Source organism: Ensifer sp. GW101-20A05, assembly GCF_059424735.1.
Window position 1 is genome coordinate 317,243 of sequence record NZ_JBWKZT010000003.1, and the last position, 16,553, is coordinate 333,795.

Annotated in this window: 19 protein-coding genes; 9 read left to right on the forward strand and 10 right to left on the reverse strand. The window is 62.0% G+C overall.

What is annotated here, in order from left to right; genetic code table 11:
- Positions 1-14 precede the first annotated feature (14 nt).
- A complete protein-coding gene (gene rph / locus AC070A_RS10780; protein ID WP_057247985.1) occupies positions 15-734 on the reverse strand; it encodes a ribonuclease PH in 720 nt (239 codons plus the stop codon).
- Positions 735-894: 160 nt separating this feature from the next.
- On the opposite strand from rph, the gene hrcA reads away from it, so the two are divergent.
- Both hrcA and grpE read left to right on the forward strand, forming a co-directional pair.
- Positions 895-1,974 carry a heat-inducible transcriptional repressor HrcA gene (hrcA, locus tag AC070A_RS10785; protein WP_057247986.1) on the forward strand — a complete coding sequence of 360 codons (1,080 nt, stop codon included), beginning with the start codon at positions 895-897 and terminating at the stop codon, positions 1,972-1,974.
- A 265-nt stretch (positions 1,975-2,239) separates the two neighbouring features.
- Entirely contained in the window at positions 2,240-2,857 is a 618-nt protein-coding gene (gene grpE / locus AC070A_RS10790; protein WP_057247987.1) for a nucleotide exchange factor GrpE, read from the forward strand.
- Positions 2,858-2,936: 79 nt separating this feature from the next.
- Here grpE and AC070A_RS10795 read toward each other — a convergent pair whose 3' ends face one another.
- Together AC070A_RS10795 and AC070A_RS10800 are read right to left on the reverse strand one after the other, a co-directional pair.
- Positions 2,937-4,172: a D-arabinono-1,4-lactone oxidase gene (locus tag AC070A_RS10795; protein WP_057247988.1), complete on the reverse strand. Its 1,236-nt coding sequence runs from the start codon at positions 4,170-4,172 to the stop codon at positions 2,937-2,939.
- Positions 4,173-4,183: 11 nt separating this feature from the next.
- Positions 4,184-4,951, reverse strand: coding sequence for an SDR family NAD(P)-dependent oxidoreductase (locus AC070A_RS10800; protein ID WP_057247989.1), 768 nt, complete (start codon positions 4,949-4,951; stop codon positions 4,184-4,186).
- 228 nt (positions 4,952-5,179) lie between these two features.
- Here AC070A_RS10800 and AC070A_RS10805 point away from each other — a divergent pair, with 228 nt between their 5' ends.
- Entirely contained in the window at positions 5,180-5,911 is a 732-nt protein-coding gene (locus AC070A_RS10805; RefSeq protein ID WP_113479348.1) for a helix-turn-helix transcriptional regulator, read from the forward strand.
- Between the two features lie 42 nt (positions 5,912-5,953).
- Here the strand turns inward: AC070A_RS10805 and ptsN are convergent, their stop codons facing one another.
- The 6 genes from ptsN to lptC all read right to left on the reverse strand — a co-directional run bounded on the left by ptsN (position 5,954) and on the right by lptC (position 11,146).
- A complete protein-coding gene (gene ptsN, locus AC070A_RS10810; protein ID WP_057247991.1) occupies positions 5,954-6,418 on the reverse strand; it encodes a PTS IIA-like nitrogen regulatory protein PtsN in 465 nt (154 codons plus the stop codon).
- 172 nt (positions 6,419-6,590) lie between these two features.
- Positions 6,591-7,163, reverse strand: coding sequence for a ribosome hibernation-promoting factor, HPF/YfiA family (gene hpf / locus AC070A_RS10815; protein WP_057247992.1), 573 nt, complete (start codon positions 7,161-7,163; stop codon positions 6,591-6,593).
- A gap of 225 nt (positions 7,164-7,388) precedes the next feature.
- Positions 7,389-8,927, reverse strand: coding sequence for an RNA polymerase factor sigma-54 (rpoN, locus tag AC070A_RS10820; RefSeq protein WP_057247993.1), 1,539 nt, complete (start codon positions 8,925-8,927; stop codon positions 7,389-7,391).
- 143 nt (positions 8,928-9,070) lie between these two features.
- The gene (gene lptB / locus AC070A_RS10825; protein ID WP_057247994.1) at positions 9,071-9,889 is read right to left on the reverse strand and encodes an LPS export ABC transporter ATP-binding protein; all 819 of its coding nucleotides are present in this window, start codon (positions 9,887-9,889) and stop codon (positions 9,071-9,073) included.
- 12 nt (positions 9,890-9,901) lie between these two features.
- Complete coding sequence (locus AC070A_RS10830) at positions 9,902-10,462, reverse strand: LptA/OstA family protein (protein ID WP_057247995.1); 561 nt, start codon at positions 10,460-10,462, stop codon at positions 9,902-9,904.
- Positions 10,463-10,477: 15 nt separating this feature from the next.
- On the reverse strand, positions 10,478-11,146 hold the full coding sequence (gene lptC / locus AC070A_RS10835; RefSeq protein WP_057247996.1) for an LPS export ABC transporter periplasmic protein LptC: 669 nt from the start codon (positions 11,144-11,146) through the stop codon (positions 10,478-10,480).
- Between the two features lie 263 nt (positions 11,147-11,409).
- On the opposite strand from lptC, the gene sppA reads away from it, so the two are divergent.
- From sppA to AC070A_RS10850, 3 genes are all read left to right on the forward strand, one after another.
- Positions 11,410-12,369 carry a signal peptide peptidase SppA gene (sppA, locus tag AC070A_RS10840; protein ID WP_057247997.1) on the forward strand — a complete coding sequence of 320 codons (960 nt, stop codon included), beginning with the start codon at positions 11,410-11,412 and terminating at the stop codon, positions 12,367-12,369.
- Between the two features lie 129 nt (positions 12,370-12,498).
- Positions 12,499-12,801, forward strand: coding sequence for an integration host factor subunit beta (locus AC070A_RS10845; RefSeq protein WP_057247998.1), 303 nt, complete (start codon positions 12,499-12,501; stop codon positions 12,799-12,801).
- A gap of 97 nt (positions 12,802-12,898) precedes the next feature.
- Entirely contained in the window at positions 12,899-13,243 is a 345-nt protein-coding gene (locus AC070A_RS10850) for a hypothetical protein (RefSeq protein ID WP_057247999.1), read from the forward strand.
- Between the two features lie 33 nt (positions 13,244-13,276).
- On the opposite strand, the gene AC070A_RS10855 is transcribed toward AC070A_RS10850, so the two are convergent.
- Positions 13,277-13,735 (reverse strand): SRPBCC family protein, encoded by a 459-nt coding sequence (locus AC070A_RS10855; RefSeq protein WP_057248000.1) that lies wholly within the window; start codon positions 13,733-13,735, stop codon positions 13,277-13,279.
- A gap of 307 nt (positions 13,736-14,042) precedes the next feature.
- Between AC070A_RS10855 and AC070A_RS10860 the strand changes: the two genes are divergently transcribed.
- The 3 genes from AC070A_RS10860 to lspA are packed head-to-tail and all read left to right on the forward strand — an operon-like array spanning position 14,043 to position 16,542.
- The gene (locus tag AC070A_RS10860; RefSeq protein ID WP_057248249.1) at positions 14,043-15,197 is read left to right on the forward strand and encodes a class I SAM-dependent methyltransferase; all 1,155 of its coding nucleotides are present in this window, start codon (positions 14,043-14,045) and stop codon (positions 15,195-15,197) included.
- Positions 15,194-16,054 (forward strand): TrmH family RNA methyltransferase, encoded by an 861-nt coding sequence (locus AC070A_RS10865; protein WP_057248001.1) that lies wholly within the window; start codon positions 15,194-15,196, stop codon positions 16,052-16,054. The genes AC070A_RS10860 and AC070A_RS10865 overlap by 4 nt, the downstream gene beginning before the upstream one ends.
- Entirely contained in the window at positions 16,051-16,542 is a 492-nt protein-coding gene (lspA, locus tag AC070A_RS10870) for a signal peptidase II (RefSeq protein ID WP_057248002.1), read from the forward strand. Before AC070A_RS10865 ends, lspA begins: the two co-directional genes overlap by 4 nt.
- Positions 16,543-16,553: the final 11 nt, after the last annotated feature.

Consider the following 16,553-nt stretch of genomic DNA (forward strand, 5'->3'; position numbering starts at 1 on the left):
CTTTTCTCCTGTGGTCAGCCTGCAATCGCCTGCTTCTGCAGCGCGACCAGTTCGGCAATGCCGTTCTTTGCCAAGCCCATCAGGCTTGCGAATTCCTCTTCCGAGAACGGCTTGCCTTCGGCCGTGCCCTGGATTTCAACGATGCCGCCGGAGCCGGTCATGACGAAGTTGGCGTCGGTCTCGGCGGCGGAATCTTCGAGGTAATCGAGGTCGATCACGGACTGGTTGGCGAAGATGCCGCAGGAGATGGCGGCGACATGGTCCTTCAGGACCTTCTCGACCTTGACCATGTTGCGCGCTTCCATCCACTTCAGGCAATCGTAGAGAGCGATCCAGGCACCGGTGATCGAGGCCGTGCGCGTGCCGCCATCGGCCTGAATGACGTCGCAGTCGATCGAGATCTGGCGCTCGCCGAGCGCCGGAAGGTCGACGACGGCGCGCAGCGACCGGCCGATCAGGCGCTGGATTTCCTGGGTGCGGCCGCTCTGCTTGCCGTTTGCCGCCTCACGCTTCATGCGCTCGCCGGTGGCGCGCGGCAGCATGCCGTATTCCGCCGTCACCCAACCCTTGCCGCCGTTGCGCAGCCAGGCCGGAACCTTTTCCTCAAGGCTGGCGGTGCACAGCACGTGCGTGTCGCCGAACCGCACCAGACAGGAGCCTTCCGCGTGCTTGGAAAAATTGCGCTCGAAAGAAACCTTGCGCATTTGGTCGGTTTTTCTGCCGGATGGCCGCATCGTCAACTCCTATCGTATCTCGTCAGCCTTCTAGAGCATGGCGCAGGCAAAGGGAACCGGTGGATAGCCGGGGGACCAGTCGATTTTTCCCTTTTGCCATCGGGCGGCAGGATCATTATATTCCGGGCACGGCAGGATGTGCCTGCGAGTGTGGAGTGACATGGTACTGCGCAATCCCGGAGCAAAGGAAATCGCAGCCGCGCTGGATGAGCGCTCGGGCGAAATTTTCCGTCGCATCGTGGAAACCTATCTGACGAGCGGCGAGCCGCTCGGCTCGCGCAATCTGTCGCGGCTCCTGCCGATGTCGCTCTCTCCCGCTTCCGTTCGCAATGTGATGAGCGATCTCGAAGATCTCGGTCTCATCTACTCGCCGCATGTCAGCGCTGGCCGTCTGCCCACCCAGACGGGGCTGCGCTTCTTCGTCGATGCCTTCATGCAGGTCGGCAATCTCTCGGTCGAGGACCGGGCGTCGATCGACCGTCAGGTGCGGCGCGATGATCATATGCAGCCGGTCGATGCGCTGCTGACCGAAGCCAGCCAGATGCTGTCAGGCATGTCACGCGGGGCCGGCCTCGTCATCACCGCCAAGGCCGATCCCGTACTGAAGCATGTCGAGTTCATTCGCCTGGCGCCGACCAAGGCGCTGGCCGTTCTCGTCGGCGAGCACGACCAGGTGGAAAACCGCATCATCGAACTACCCGCCGGGGTCACCAGCTCGCAGCTCACCGAAGCCGCGAATTTCCTTAACGCCCATCTTGCCGGCCAGACGATCGGAGAGGTGCGCACCCAGCTTGAAACGGTGAAGCAGACGGTGCGCGGCGAACTCGACGCGCTGTCGCAAGACCTCGTCGAGCGCGGTCTCGCCATCTGGTCGGGCAATGAAGGCGACGAGAAGCCGGCGCGGTTGATCGTGCGCGGCCGTGCCAACCTGCTCGAAGGGCTGGAGGGGGCCGAGGATATCGATCGGCTGCGCATGCTCTTCGACGACCTCGAAAAGAAGGACAGCCTGATCGAGCTGCTCGATCTTGCCGAGAGCGGTCCGGGCGTCCGGATCTTCATCGGCTCGGAAAACAAGCTCTTCTCGCTCTCCGGCTCCTCGCTGATCGTCGCGCCCTATCGCGATGGCGAGGATCGCATTGTCGGCGCGGTCGGCGTCATCGGACCGACGCGGCTCAACTACTCCCGCATCGTGCCGATGGTCGATTATACCGCGCAGCTGATGTCGCGGCTTTCCCGCTAAAGGCGGGCTTTTAGTCGCTGCATGTCTCCTTAAATCGACCTCGATCAAGGACAAAGACATGCAGCAAATCAAAGTGTTACAGCAACCTTTGCGCGTCTGATCAGTCGCGCGGCGCTGTAGGAGCGCGATTGAACCCTTGATTTTTCGGCCCCAAACCTCGATATCGGCTTCAAATCCAGTCACAGGGCATTTTTGCTGACACGCAGGCTCGCGCTTGCGGCGTGGAAATGCGAAGGACGATAGAGACGACACTGCGGAGAACGTCATGACCGACGATACGAACAAGCACGGACCCGAGGCCACCGACGAGGTATTCGATGCCGCGCCCGATGCGGCCGACGCCGCTGAAGCTGCGCCGGTTGCCGAGCCCGATCCGTTGGAGCTCGCCAGGGCGGAGAGCGCCGAGCTGCGTGACAAGTACCTTCGACTTGCCGCCGAGATGGACAACCTGCGCCGCCGCACCGAACGCGACGTGAAGGATGCGAAGTCCTATTCCGTCGCCGGCTTCGCCCGCGACATGCTCGCCGTTTCGGATAACCTGCGCCGCGCCCTCGATGCCATTCCGGCAGAGGCCAGGGAAGCAGGCGAGGCTGGCCTCACCGCCCTGATCGAGGGCGTGGAAATGACGGAGCGCTCGATGCTTTCAGCGCTTGAGCGCCACGGCGTCAAGAAGCTTGAGCCGGAAGGCCAGAAGTTCGACCCGAACTTCCATCAGGCAATGTTCGAGATTCCCAATGCGGACGTGCCCAACAACACGGTGTTGCAGGTCGTTCAAGCCGGCTACGTGATCGGTGACCGTGTTCTGCGTCCGGCCATGGTCGGCGTCTCCAAGGGCGGACCGAAGGTCGTGGCCGGCGAAAACGGTGACGCACCGACTGCCTGATCCAACTGATCAGAGTTTAAAGAAACGCCGCGCGAAGTTCGCGCGGCGTTTTTGTTTTGAGCGGCGTCAGCCGCAAACGCTATCCGAAAAGCTGGTGCAGGTGATCGTTGAGGAAGCGGCCCTCCGGATCGACCTTGGCCCTCAGCGCCCGGAAATCGCCTGCACGGGGATAGAGCGCCGTCACATCCTCGGCGCCGAGGAAATGCAGCTTGCCCCAATGCGGCCGTGAGCCGTACTGCCGCAGGATCGTATCGACATCCCTCAGGTAGTCCCAATAATCGGTTCCCGGCTCGCCCGAGACCGAGAGCGTGATCGAGTCCTGCTCGAAGAAGGGGCTGATCCAGCCGGTGTCTCCGGCGGTGAAACGGTACTCGATCGGATAGATGCAGGTCGGGTGCTTTTCCAGCATCAGCTTGCGCACCGCCTTCACCGCATCCTTGCCGTGGGCGACGGGCACCGCATATTCGAGTTCGTGGAAATTCGGCACGTATTCGATCGGATAGATCTCGGAGGAATATGCGATCTTCTCGAAGCGGCGCTCCGTCGGTGCTTCCTCGGTGATGTCGATCACCTTCATCTCGCAGACGTCGGAGGTGCTGTCTGTGGTCGAGACCGATGCGGTGTCCGGCAGGCAATAGCAATGCCGGCTCTCGGGCACTGGGCACCAGAAAAAGCCGAAGTGGCGGTGTTTGGCGGCCAGTTCGTCGTGCTGTTCGATCATTTCGTCGAAGGTGCAGCGCCAGAGCCTTTCATGCAGATTGTAGCTGTCCATCGCCTGCAGCGTGATCTCCGAGATCACACCAAGCATGCCGACCGATACCCGCGCCGCCTCGAGCAGATCCGGTGTCGTCTCGTCGACAACGAGAATGCTCCCATCCGGCTGCACCAGGCGCATGCCGACGATCTGCGAGGCCATGTTGCCGAGCTTGGCGCCGGTCCCATGCGTCCCGGTCGTCAGCGCGCCAGCCAACGCCTGGCTGTCGATGTCGCCCTGATTGATCAGCGACAGGCCGTTGGATTTCAGCACCTTGCCGAGCTGATTGATGGTGGTACCCGCCTTCACCGCGACGCGCTTGCGCGCGTAGTCGATGCCGACGACACCCTGCATGTTGGAGAGCGTCAGCTGCAGCCCGCTGGTCAGCGCCACCGGCGTGAAGGAATGGCCGGAGCCGGCGCAGCGCACGTTCAGCCCTTGCGACGTCGCCTCGCGCACCATTTCGGCAAGAGCTGCCTCGCTCTCCGGCGCGCCGCGATGACGCACGATGCATGATTGGTTTCCGACCCAGTTGCGCCAGTGGCCACCTGCCTGAAGCATTTTCCCCTCCCTCAAACCGCGGTGAAGCAATTGTCGACGAACAGATGCGTGCCGTTGATGAAGCTCGCCTCATCGCTCGAAAGAAACAGCGCCGCGTTCGCCACCTCTTTCGGGTCGCACATGCGGCCCTGCTGCACGGCGATGGCCGCCTCCGAAACGTCGACCCCGTATTTGCTGAGGCCGACGAGCTCGCGCTTGCCATGATCGGTGGCGATAAAGCCCGGGCAGACGGCATTGCAGCGGATGCCGCGGTCGCGGAACTCGACGGCGATGGCGCGGGCGAACATGTGGCAGGCGCCCTTGGTCGTGTCGTAGAGCACCTCCATCGGCGTTGCCGCCACGGCCGAGATCGACGAGGTGCAGACGATGCTGCCGCCGCCGGCGGAAAGCATGCCGGGCAAAACAGCCTTGGTCATCAGAAACATGCTGCGCACATTGACCGCCATCAGTCGGTCCCATTCGTCTTCCTCGACCTCGAGGAAGGGGCCGACGGCAAGAATGCCGGCGTGATTGAAGAGCACCGTGATGGCGCCGAACGCCGCCTCCACCGCCTTGACGGCCGATGTCACTTCTGCGGATACCGAGACGTCGGCCGGGGCAAAAATCGCCTCGCCGCCATTGGCGCGGATCGATGCCGCGACCTCTTCGCCCTTGCTGCGCGGCAGGTCGACGATACCGACCTTGGCGCCTTCGCGCGCGAAAAGCTCCGACGCCGCCAGGCCGCAGCCTCCCGCGCCACCGCTGATCAGCGCCACCTTGCCTGAAAGCCTGCCTGCCATTGCGCCCTCCTCATCGGCGTTCGCCGCAGTGTTCGCCAAGGGCGACCCGTTTCGCGACGACCTGTTGCTCTCCCGGGGGGAATTATTGTTGACGAAGCAGGGGCTGTCGATATCCCATGGGGGATACGAGGAGCGGGGGGATGAAACCGGAATGCTGGCAAGGGAGTCCGCTGATATTTCGGCGATGATCTGATCGGCACGCAGGATTTCGGCCAGGCGCTCGACCGGATGCTGCGGTCGTTCACCAGTTTCGACCTCTCCGTCGCCTTTGCCTATCCGTACGATGCCAGGCCGATCGTGCTGCACGACGGCTACACGGCAAAGGTATCGGCGAGCGCGCTTTCCGCCTATCTCGGCGGCGCCTATCTGCTCGATCCCTTCTACGTCGCCTGCTCTGCCGGCCAGCCGGCCGGCCTCTGGCGCATGCGAGAACTCGCGCCGGACCGATTCTTCCAGTCCGACTTCTCGTCGTCCGCCGAGGTTCACCCCTGCGTATCGATGGAATCGGGTGTGCTGGTGGAGGAGGTCGGCTTCGTCATTCCGCTCGACGGTGGCCTGCAGGCGACCTACTCGCTGATGCGCGGCCGCGGCGGCCAGCCTTTCAGCGAGGCCGAACTCGAGCGACTGCGCGTCTATGAGCCGATCGTGCGCGAGGCGGTCCGCTCGAACTGGCGCCAGCACGGCCGGAGCTTTGCGCCGCCGCCCTCCGAAGAGGGCGACAATGTAATGGAAGCGGCGTTCGACAGCCTTTGTTCAGACCGGCTGACGAAGCAGCAGCGCAACATCGTGCGGCTGATCCTTCGGGGACACAGCAACCTTTCGATCGGCAAGGTGATGAACATTGCCGAGGGAACGGTCCGGATCCATCGCAAGAACATCTATCGCCGGCTCGGCATTTCGAGCCAGGGCGCTTTGTTCCGGATTTTCATAGATCATTTGAACGGTCGTCAGCTTTACTGACGCAGGCACTGCGCGTCCGGCGGACGCGCGCCGTTGCTATTTTCAGGCGGCGTGCGAGGTCGCGTCGTCGTCGAGCAGCGTGTAGATCGCGCTGGCGGAATCGCTCGAGCGGATCTTGGCGACCATGTCCTGATCACGCAGGACGCGGGCAATGCGCGACAGGGCCTTGAGGTGATCGGCGCCGGCACCTTCCGGGGCGAGCAGCAGGAAGACGAGGTCGACGGGCTGGTCGTCGAGCGCTTCGAAATCGACAGATGTTTCCAGTCGCGCGAAGATGCCGATGATCGAGGGAAGATTGTTGAGCTTGCCGTGCGGGATGGCGATGCCATTGCCGACACCGGTGGAGCCAAGACGCTCCCGCTGCAGGATCACGTCGAAGATTTCACGCTCGGGAAGCCCGGTGATCTTTGATGCTTTTGCCGCCAATTCCTGGAGGAGCTGCTTTTTCGAGTTGGCCCTCATGGCCGGGATGATCGCATTTTGATGCAGTAGACCTGCCAATGCCATTCTTTTGTCCTCATTCGCCGGTTAGAGCCGGACAACATCATCATAAATGCGTCGCAATGGCTCTAACCATCTTTGTCATGGCGGGTTCCATGCACAGAAAAGTCACATTTTCCGGCCTGCCCGCTGATTCTGGGCGCGGGGAGTGCCGGCGTGCCGGCACTCCCCTATCCGCTCATGCTTTGATATTGGCAGCGTCAATCCAGCCAATATTTCCATCGTTGCGTCTGTAGACGATATTCAGATCGTCCTTGCCGGGGCTACGGAACATCAGGACGGGTTCATCGGTCATGTCGAGTGCCATCACGGCGCTGGCGACAGACATCGTCCTCAATTGTTTCGTGCTTTCGGCGACGATCGTCGGTGCATAATCCTCGGGGACCTCATCGTCCTCGAACGGCACCGAATCCATCACTGTGTAAGCCACTTCGGCAGCATTCGTACCGTTGCCGTTATGGTGATCCTTCAGCTTCCGCTTGTAGCGGCGCAGACGCTTTTCGATGCGATCCGACGCCGCGTCAAACGCAGCCTGTGGGTCGTTCGCCTGACCGTTCGCCTGCATAACCACGCCCGTATCGAGATGAAGCTTGCAGTCGGCGCTGAAGCGCGGCCCGGATTTTTCCACAGTGACCTGGCTTGAATATCCTCCGTCGAAATATTTGGTAACGGCCTGCTCGATCTGCTCGCCGATGCGAGCTCGAAACGAATCGCCGATTTCCATCTGTTTACCGGATACACGCACACTCATGGAGTTTCCTCTCTCGTTCGTGATTTGCGCAGCCAGTCTATTCCAAGCGGTCCCGTCATCCAAGCCTTTCAGGCTTGCGGGCGCGCCTCTGTCGCAGCTACCGGTCGTACCGGTCCGCTTCCGGGGCGAGCTTGTCCCCGGCAATTGCGGCGGGCTCATATCGCCTGTGTCGGAGAGAGTCAATCGAAGGTCGCAAAAAAGTTAATGCGGCTTAACTTCCGGTGCTCAGAAACCGGCGGCTTTGGCCAGCGCCCGCTTTTCCCGTCGCCGCTGTACGGAGGAGGGGATGCTCATCGCTTCGCGATATTTGGCGACAGTGCGACGGGCAAGGTCGATACCAGCCTTCTTGAGGACATCGACGATATCGTCGTCGGAAAGCACCGCTTCGGCGCTTTCCTCCTGGATCATCGCGCGGATCCGGTGGCGCACGGCTTCCGCCGAATGGCTGTCGCCGCCCTCGGCCGAGCCGATCGAGACGGTGAAGAAATATTTGAGTTCGAACAGCCCGCGCGGCGTCAGCATGTATTTGTTCGAGGTGACGCGGCTGACGGTCGATTCATGCATCTTGATCGCGTCAGCGACGGTCTTGAGGTTCAGCGGCCGTAGGTGACCGATGCCGTTGGCCAGGAACGCGTCCTGCTGGCGAACGATCTCCGTGGCGACCTTCATGATCGTTCGGGCGCGCTGGTCGAGGCTGCGTGTCAGCCAGTTGGCGTTCTGCAGGCATTCGTTGAGGAAGGCTTGGTCGGCACTGTTTTTCTGCGTCCCGCGCGAGACCTTGGCGAAATAGTCCTGGTTGACCAGCACGCGCGGCAGCGCGTCCGGATTGAGTTCGATCATCCAGGAGCCGTCGGGCGCGGCCCGCACGACGATGTCGGGCACGATCGCCTCGCTGACGCTGGTCTCGAAACTGGTTCCGGGCTTCGGATCGAGCTTGCGGATTTCCGCCAGCATGTCGATCAGGTCCTCTTCATCGACGCCGCAGATCTTCTTGAGCGTCGCGAAATCGCGCCGCGCCAGCAGTTCGAGATTGGCGAGCAGTGCCTCCATCGCCGGATCGAGGCGGTCGCGGGCGCGCAACTGGATTGCAAGACATTCGCCAAGCGAACGCGCGAAGACACCGGGCGGATCGAACTGCTGCAGCGTCAGCAATACCCGCACGACATCCGTATGCGCGGCGCCCAGCCGTTCGGCGACTTCGCCAAGGTCCGCCTGGAGATAGCCGGCGTCGTCGAGCTGATCGATAAGGTGCTGCGCGATCAGCCGATCCGAGGGGGCGGGCAGCGCAAATGGCAATTGCTCCGTGAGCGTCTCGCGCAGGCTCTTGCGGCCGGCAACGAAGTCGTCGAGGTCATAGTCTTCGCCTTCACTGCTGCCGGGCATCGATTTCCACTGGCCGAGCAGTTCCGGGGCATCGGCGCGCTGCGGTGTCGTGTCGTCCTGAAAGACATTGGCGAAGTCGGCGTCGAGTTGCTCGCCAAGCCGCTCGCTGGTCGGCGATGTCGCGCTGTCGTAGAGATCGTCCTGCGCGCCGAAGTCGTCGCCGGCAGGCTCGTCCCCGGCTGTGCTCTCGCCGCGCTCCGGCGTGCCTGGCAGATCGTCATTCGCCTGAAATTCGAGCAGCGGGTTCTTTTCGACTTCCTGGGCGATGAACTGATTGAGTTCGAGATGCGTCATCTGCAGCAGCTGGATCGACTGCATCAGCTGTGGCGTCATCACCAGGGACTGGGACTGGCGCAGATGAAGGCTGGCGGACAGTGCCATGCTGACGCGAAACTCCCGAGAAATCTCCTGGGCCGCGGTGTTTCTCCGGTCGCCGGGGTGGCCCTTATCAATTGGCCCAAAAATTGCTTATCGAGAAGGTTTGGTCAAGCGTGGTCGCGGGCGGAATCGCCCGCGAAGCGGTCTCAAAGGCTGAAATTGTCGCCGAGATAGAGCCGGCGCACGTCAGGATTGGTGACGATATCGTTGGCGCGACCATGAGTCAGCACTTCGCCGGCATGGATGATATAGGCGCGGTCGATGAGGCCGAGCGTCTCGCGGACGTTGTGGTCGGTGATCAGCACGCCGATGCCGCGCGAGGTCAGGTGACGGACAAGCGCCTGGATATCGGCGACCGAGATCGGATCGACACCGGCAAAGGGCTCGTCGAGCAACATGAAGGTCGGATCTGTCGCAAGCGCACGGGCGATTTCGAGACGCCGCCGCTCGCCGCCCGAAAGCGCAATCGCGGGGGACTTGCGCAGGTGCGTGATGTTGAACTCGCCGAGCAGGTCGTTGAGCTTGCTCTCGCGCCGCTCCAGGTTCTTGTCATGGACCTCGAGCACGGCGCGGATGTTTTCCTCGACCGTCAGCCCGCGAAAGATCGATGCTTCCTGCGGCAGGTAACCGACGCCAAGACGGGCACGCCGGTACATCGGCATGGTCGTGACGTCGTTGCCATTGATCTCGATCGAGCCTTCGTCGACCGGTACGAGGCCGGTGATCATATAGAAGCAGGTGGTTTTGCCGGCGCCGTTCGGTCCGAGCAGGCCCACGGCTTCGCCGCGCCGCACCACCAGTGAAACGCCGTTGACGACGCGGCGCTCGCGATAGGCCTTCGTCAGGCCGCGCGCGATCAGCGTGCCGTCGTAACGCGCCTTGTCGACCGCGTGTCCGGAAACAACCGCAGCTGTCGCCGACGGCTTGCGGACCCGTTTGCGCTTGTGAAGGAAGGGAAAGTGCACGAGCGATCTACGTCAGTTCTGCTTGCGGGACTTCGGGTCGAGCTGGATCTGCACGCGGCCGCCGCAGGCTTCGAGCTGAGCCTCCCCGGTTTCCATTTGGACGTTGAGCTGGCAGCCGACGAAGACGTTTTTGCCTTCCGACAACACCACCTTTTCGCCCTTCAGCACGAAGACCTGTTTCGTCATGTCGAAGGAACCGGTGTCTGCCGTTGCCTGCTGCGTGCCCGAGCTCAGGAAAACCTTCTGGCTGACCTCGATGCGGTCGATGTCGGCGTCGCCGCTCGAAACCGAGCCGCCGCCGGACTTGTAGTACACCACCATGTTGCCGGCCTGCAGCGTCGTCGTGCCCTGCACGACCTTGACGTTGCCGGTGAAGATCGCCTTGCTCTCCGGATCCTTGATTTCGAGCTTGTCGCTCTCGATCTGGATCGGCTTGTCGTTGGAGAGTTCAAGGCCCTTCATCTTGCTGGATGTGGCCTGCGCCGAAGCGCCGGAGGCAATGATCAAAGCGCCGACACCGGCAATCGCCAGGCTGGCGGAAATCTTGAAAAAAGAGGCGGTTGTGACCGACATGGAGTGCACCGGGTCCTATTTCGCGTTCTTGCGGATGGCGGTGGGCTCGACGTTCACCCTCACCATGCCCTCAAATATTACAATACGTCCCTTATCCGTCATTCGCAGCGTCTGCGCAATGATCGAACCGCCCTTCATGCTGATCGCAACGGGCTGTTTCGTTTCCATCTCGCCGGCATTGATGTCCAGATAGGCCGACTGGAAGTCGGCGTTGATGCCATTATTGACGGAAATGGTGAACGGGGCGTTCATATCGAGCGTATTGGCGCCGCGGTCGTAGATGCCGTTGGTGGCGTCCACCGTCGCGACCATCGAATCCTTCATCGGCATTTCCGCATGGATCGTCTGCAGCGTGATGATGTCAGGATTGGCGATGTCCTGGAGCGCTCGCTGGGCCTTCATCGAATAGCTGATCCCCTGCTTGTTGCGGCCGGAGATGGCCGGATTCTGCATCACGATCTTGCCGTCCTCGATCGTCGCCGTTTCGAGTTGCAGATCGACGGGCATGAAGGCCCGGACGAAGGAAACGGCGGCAAAGATCACCGCGATGACGCCGGCGACCACGGGCAGGATGACTTTCAGCCGGCGGACGCGCACGGAGTGTCTCGCGGCGAGCGCATAGGCGTCGGCGGAGCTCTCACCCGTATCGGCAAAAATGCCCGGGGCTGGCGCGTGGTTCAACATGAAAGGGCCTGTCGGTTCTACTGCTTTTATCGCTGAACCCATCAAGGGATCATATACATACAATGGTGTAAGTCGTCGCAAATATGGATATTTTTTGCTGCTGCACAATGGCGCTGCAAAAAAACTCGGGTGAAGCACGAAAACGCCAGCCGCGGCTTTCAACCGTGGCCAAGCGCGTTTATGGAATATGCCTCTGCGCGCGCAGATAGCACGTTCCCGCGGAAACTGACAGAAGCTGCGCCAACAATTCGGGAGAAACCCACATGGACGAACTCGCCATCGCCGATCGCCGCAGCCTGCGCCGGAAACTCAGTTTCTGGCGCTTTGTGGTGGCGGGGCTGCTTCTTGTGGCAGCGCTCGCGATCTTTGTCTGGTCGGGCGCTGCGGACGATGTCGGCCGCACTCGTCAGCACGTGGCTCGCGTCACCATTAGTGGTCTGATCCAGGACGACCGGGAGCTTCTCGATCGCCTCCAGAAGATCGCCGACAACGACAGCGTCAAAGCACTGGTCGTCACCATTTCGTCCCCGGGCGGCACCACCTATGGCGGCGAAGTGATCTACAAGGCGATCCGCAAGGTTGCCGCCAAGAAGCCCGTTGTCTCCGATGTGCGCACGCTCGCCGCTTCTGCGGGTTACATGATTGCGCTCGCAGGCGACACGATCGTCGCGGGCGAAAGCTCGATCACCGGCTCCATCGGTGTCATCTTCCAGTATCCGCAGATCAAGGACCTGATGGACAAGCTCGGCGTGTCGCTGGAATCGATCAAGTCGCGGCCGCTGAAGGCGGAGCCGTCGCCCTTCCATCCGGCGAGCGACGAGGCGAAGGCGATGATCCAGTCGATGATCGATGACAGCTATGCCTGGTTTGTCGACCTGGTTGCCGAGCGCCGCAAGCTTCAGCGCCCCGAGGCGCTGCTGCTCGCCGACGGCCGCATTTTCACCGGCCGCCAGGCGCTGAAGGCGAAGCTCGTCGACACGCTTGGCGGCGAGGACGAAATTCGCGCCTTTCTGACGGAGAAAAAGGTATCGAAGGACCTGCCGATCGTCGATTGGGAAGCACCGCGCAAGACCCTGCCTTTTGGCCTCGGCGCGCTGGTCGGCAACTGGATCAAGATGTTGGGATATGACGCTTTTCCGGCAATGAGCGGCCTCGAAAAAATTGCGGGCGACAAGTTGTTTCTTGACGGTCTTGTTTCCGTTTGGCAGGTTGATGGCCAATGAGGAAGGCGACATATACCCAGCCTGAGCCGTGAGGAGTTGGCGGCGTTTTTGCAAGCGTCGTCGATATTCTTGCAGCAATCACAATGCAGACCGAAAAAGCAAAACAAACAAGAATTTGAGGGGGCGACAGTGATCAAGTCAGAACTGGTGCAGATTGTTGCAGCTCGCAATCCGCATCTCTATCACCGCGATGTCGAAAACATCGTCAATGCGGTTCTCGATGAGATCACGGACGCGCTCGCGTCAGGCAACCGGGTCGAACTGCGCGGCTTCGGTGCCTTCTCCGTCAAGAACCGGCCGTCGCGTTCCGGGCGCAACCCGCGCACCGGCGATTCCGTCTTCGTCGAGGAAAAGTGGGTGCCGTTCTTCAAAACCGGCAAGGAATTGCGCGAGCGCCTTAATCCCGGCATGAATGGTGACGACGAAGACTGATCGTCTTTCTCGGTCTCAGCGGCCTGGCGCAATGGACGCCCGTCGTCCCGCGTGGCCAACGGAAACCACGCGGCCGCTCGCAAGCTGGAGCGCTTGAATGTTCAAGAAACTGATCAATATCGTTGTTCTCATTCCGGTTGGCGTGATCCTGATCGTTCTCAGCGTCGCCAATCGCCAGAGCGTAACGCTGGCACTGAACCCTTTCCGCCCGGAAGACAGCGTGCTTTCGGTCAGCGCGCCCTTCTTCGTCTTCCTGTTCCTTGCCGTCATCGTCGGCATGATCCTCGGCGCAGCAGCGACCTGGTTCAGCCAGGGCACGTACCGTCGCCGTGCACGCACCGAGGCGAATGAGGCGGTGAAGTGGCATCGCGAAGCCGAGAAGCATCGCAGCCAGGCAGAAAAGCTCGCCACTCAGGCGACGTTGGCTGCCCCTCAGAACTGAACGTTTGACTTGACGCTGCGGAGTGGCGAGCCGTCAGCTCGCCGCTTCCGCGGTACCGCTGACGGCGGCGCCGAAGTCGGTAAAGAACTGCTGGGCCAACTTCTTTGCGGTCGAATCGATGAGGCGCGAGCCGAGTTGGGCGAGCTTGCCGCCGATCTCTGCCTTGACGTCGTAACGCAGCACTGTGTCTGCGCCATCCTCCGTCAACGTGACGTCGGCGCCCCCCTTGGCAAAACCGGCGATCCCGCCCTTTCCTTCGCCCGAGATCGTGTAGCCCTCTGGCGGATTGAGATTGGAGAGCACGACATTGCCGGTGAAGGAGGCAGAGACCGGTCCGATCTTGATCTTCACAACCGCTGCAAGTTCGGTCGGCGAAGTCATCTCCAGCGACTGACAGCCGGGGATGCACCGTTTGAGGATTTCCGGATCGTTGAGGCCGCGCCACACGGCGTCGCGCCCAGCCGAAATCCGTTCTTCGCCGGTCATGTCCATGCGCTTTCCTCCCATTGCAGTGCCGCGCATCGGCATCGACGCGCCAAAGTCGTTGTAACACTTTAGGTCTGCTGCAGAATTTTGTCCTCACGCCGTTTCCGACCCGAGGAAATTTGCAGCGGGTTCTCCCGCGCCGATCTTCGCAAAACGGAAACGACTTTGCCAAGTGCATCAGCGATGCTATTTGCAGCTTCAATAGATGCTGCGGCTGAAGGCTGCGGCGACAAACCTCATGGCGTCCGCCCGCGCGCACTCGATACTGCAGCGGGCAGGCGGCACATGCACTAACAAGCCCAGGGATCTCAGCGTGAAGGAAAAGGACCGGCGGTCGAAGAATGCCTCCGTGACGATGGCCAAAGGCCGCGGCGCCGAGGCGCGTGGCGGCGGTCGCCACGATCAGAAGCGTCCGGTACCGCCGAAGGGCGGCGGCTTCAAGGAACGGCCGGCGCGCCCGGTGGCAGCGCAGGCCGCGGAGACACGCGACAGGCCCGCCAAACAGGCAGCCGTGCAGGAAGCACCTGTACGGGCGATTGCTCGGCGAACCGGCGAAAAGCCGGCCGAGCGCGTGCCGCTCATTCTCGAGACCGTGGGCGCTTCCGGCTACCATCTGATCGACAGCGGCGCCGGCGAGAAGCTCGAACAATACGGTCCCTATCGCATCGTGCGTCCCGAGGCGCAGGCGCTCTGGCCGCGCAGCCTGGCGGACGGCGTCTGGGAAAAGGCCGACGCGATTTTCACCGGCGACACCGACGAGGACGGCATGGGCCGCTGGCGCTTTCCGGGCGCCGTGCTCGGCGAAACCTGGCCGATGCAGCTTCTCGGAACCGATTTCCACGGCCGCTTCACCTCGTTCCGCCATGTCGGCGTCTTCCCCGAACAGCTCGCGCACTGGAGCTGGGTCAAGGACCAGGTGGAAGCTGCAGGGCGACCGCTCAAGGTTCTGAACCTGTTCGGCTATACCGGGGTCGCCTCGCTGATCGCCGCCAAGGCCGGCGCCGAGGTCACCCATGTCGACGCCTCGAAGAAGGCGATCGGCTGGGCACGCGAGAACCAGCTGCTGGCGCGGGCCGACAAGCTGCCGATCCGCTGGATCTGCGACGACGCAATGAAGTTCATCCAGCGCGAAGAGCGCCGCGGCAGCCGCTACGACATCATTCTGACCGACCCGCCGAAGTTCGGCCGTGGTCCGAATGGCGAGGTCTGGCAGCTTTTTGATCACCTGGCGGCGATGCTCGACATCTGCCGCGAGATCCTCTCGCCGGAGGCGCGCGGCCTGGTGCTGACCGCCTATTCCATCCGGGCGAGCTTCTATTCGATCCATGAACTGATGCGCGAGACGATGCGCGGCCGCGGCGGCCGGGTGGAATCGGGCGAGCTCATCATCCGCGAGGGCGGGCTTGACGGACGCGAGCCGGGCAGGGCGCTTTCGACCTCTCTCTTCAGCCGCTGGGTACCGCAATGACGAACGACAGAAGCGAACACGGCGCCGGTCGTGTGGGTCAGGTAAAGGAGGTCACGAGCCTCACCAACCCGATCATCAAGGATATCCGCGCGCTGGCACAGAAGAAGCATCGCGACGAGACGCGGTCCTTCATGGCCGAAGGCCTGAAGCTGGTGATCGACGCGCTCGATCTCGGCTGGAAGATCAAGACGCTGATCTATGCCAAGGCGGCCAAGGGCAAGCCGCATGTGGAGCAGGTGGCGGCGAAGACCTTCGCCAAGGGTGGTCTGGTGCTCGAGGTCAGCGAGAAGGTGCTGACGACGATCACCCGGCGCGACAATCCTCAGATGGTCGTCGGTATCTTCGAGCAGCGCTACCAGGCGCTAAAGGATCTGAAGCCGCAACTGGGAGAAACCTATGTGGCGCTGGACCGGGTGCGCGATCCCGGCAACCTCGGCACGATCATCCGCACGGCCGATGCCGCCGGTGCCTCCGGCATCATTCTCGTCGGCGAGACCACCGACCCGTTTTCGCTTGAAACCGTGCGCGCCACCATGGGCTCGGTCTTCGCGATGCCGGTGGCACGCGCCAGCGTGGACGACTTCATCCGCTGGCAGAAATCCGCCGGCGTGAAGGTGGTTGCCACCCATCTCGCCGGCGCCGTCGATTACCGCACCATCGATTACAAGTCGAAGCCCGTGGTGATCCTTATGGGCAACGAACAGGCGGGTCTGCCGGAGGAGCTTGCCCGTGAGGCAGGTGCGCTCGCACGCATCCCGCAGGCCGGACGCGCCGATTCACTCAACCTTGCGATCGCTACCGGCATCATGCTGTTCGAGGCGCGCCGTCATCTGCTGACGCTGGACGCCCGCGCATGAGCGAGAGGCAGGTTCTGTTTTCGCGGCCGCTGCCGATCGCGGTCTTCATCCTTCTCGCGCTCATCGCCGATCAGTTGATCAAGTATCTGGTCGAGATCTACCTGCCCTTTAATCAGGCGGTCCACGTCGTGCCGATGCTGGCGCTTTACCGTACCTACAACTATGGCGTCGCCTTCTCGATGCTGTCGGGCATGGAAGGCTGGTTCATCGTCGGCATGCGGCTTGCCGTCGTCGCTTTCGTGCTCTGGCTCTGGAAGCGCACGCCGAAGGACCGGTTCTTTGCGCATTTCGGCTACGCGCTGATCATCGCCGGCGCACTCGGCAACCTCGTCGACCGGCTGATCTTCGGCTACGTGATCGACTACATCCTTTTCTATACCGAAACATGGTCCTTCGCCGTCTTCAATCTGGCCGATACCTTCATCACCATCGGCGCCGGAGCCATCATCCTTGACGAACTGCTGCACGCGAAAAAGGCCGATCGTTAAGATTTTACCGG

Coding starts and splice junctions, on each gene's coding strand:
- rph (WP_057247985.1), bottom strand. CDS start 734: ATGCGGCCATCCGGCAGAAAAACCGACCAAATGCGCAAGGTTTCTTTC.
- hrcA (WP_057247986.1), top strand. CDS start 895: ATGGTACTGCGCAATCCCGGAGCAAAGGAAATCGCAGCCGCGCTGGAT.
- grpE (WP_057247987.1), top strand. CDS start 2,240: ATGACCGACGATACGAACAAGCACGGACCCGAGGCCACCGACGAGGTA.
- AC070A_RS10795 (WP_057247988.1), bottom strand. CDS start 4,172: ATGCTTCAGGCAGGTGGCCACTGGCGCAACTGGGTCGGAAACCAATCA.
- AC070A_RS10800 (WP_057247989.1), bottom strand. CDS start 4,951: ATGGCAGGCAGGCTTTCAGGCAAGGTGGCGCTGATCAGCGGTGGCGCG.
- AC070A_RS10805 (WP_113479348.1), top strand. CDS start 5,180: ATGCTGCGGTCGTTCACCAGTTTCGACCTCTCCGTCGCCTTTGCCTAT.
- ptsN (WP_057247991.1), bottom strand. CDS start 6,418: ATGGCATTGGCAGGTCTACTGCATCAAAATGCGATCATCCCGGCCATG.
- hpf (WP_057247992.1), bottom strand. CDS start 7,163: ATGAGTGTGCGTGTATCCGGTAAACAGATGGAAATCGGCGATTCGTTT.
- rpoN (WP_057247993.1), bottom strand. CDS start 8,927: ATGGCACTGTCCGCCAGCCTTCATCTGCGCCAGTCCCAGTCCCTGGTG.
- AC070A_RS10830 (WP_057247995.1), bottom strand. CDS start 10,462: ATGTCGGTCACAACCGCCTCTTTTTTCAAGATTTCCGCCAGCCTGGCG.
- lptC (WP_057247996.1), bottom strand. CDS start 11,146: ATGTTGAACCACGCGCCAGCCCCGGGCATTTTTGCCGATACGGGTGAG.
- sppA (WP_057247997.1), top strand. CDS start 11,410: ATGGACGAACTCGCCATCGCCGATCGCCGCAGCCTGCGCCGGAAACTC.
- AC070A_RS10850 (WP_057247999.1), top strand. CDS start 12,899: ATGTTCAAGAAACTGATCAATATCGTTGTTCTCATTCCGGTTGGCGTG.
- AC070A_RS10855 (WP_057248000.1), bottom strand. CDS start 13,735: ATGGACATGACCGGCGAAGAACGGATTTCGGCTGGGCGCGACGCCGTG.
- AC070A_RS10865 (WP_057248001.1), top strand. CDS start 15,194: ATGACGAACGACAGAAGCGAACACGGCGCCGGTCGTGTGGGTCAGGTA.
- lspA (WP_057248002.1), top strand. CDS start 16,051: ATGAGCGAGAGGCAGGTTCTGTTTTCGCGGCCGCTGCCGATCGCGGTC.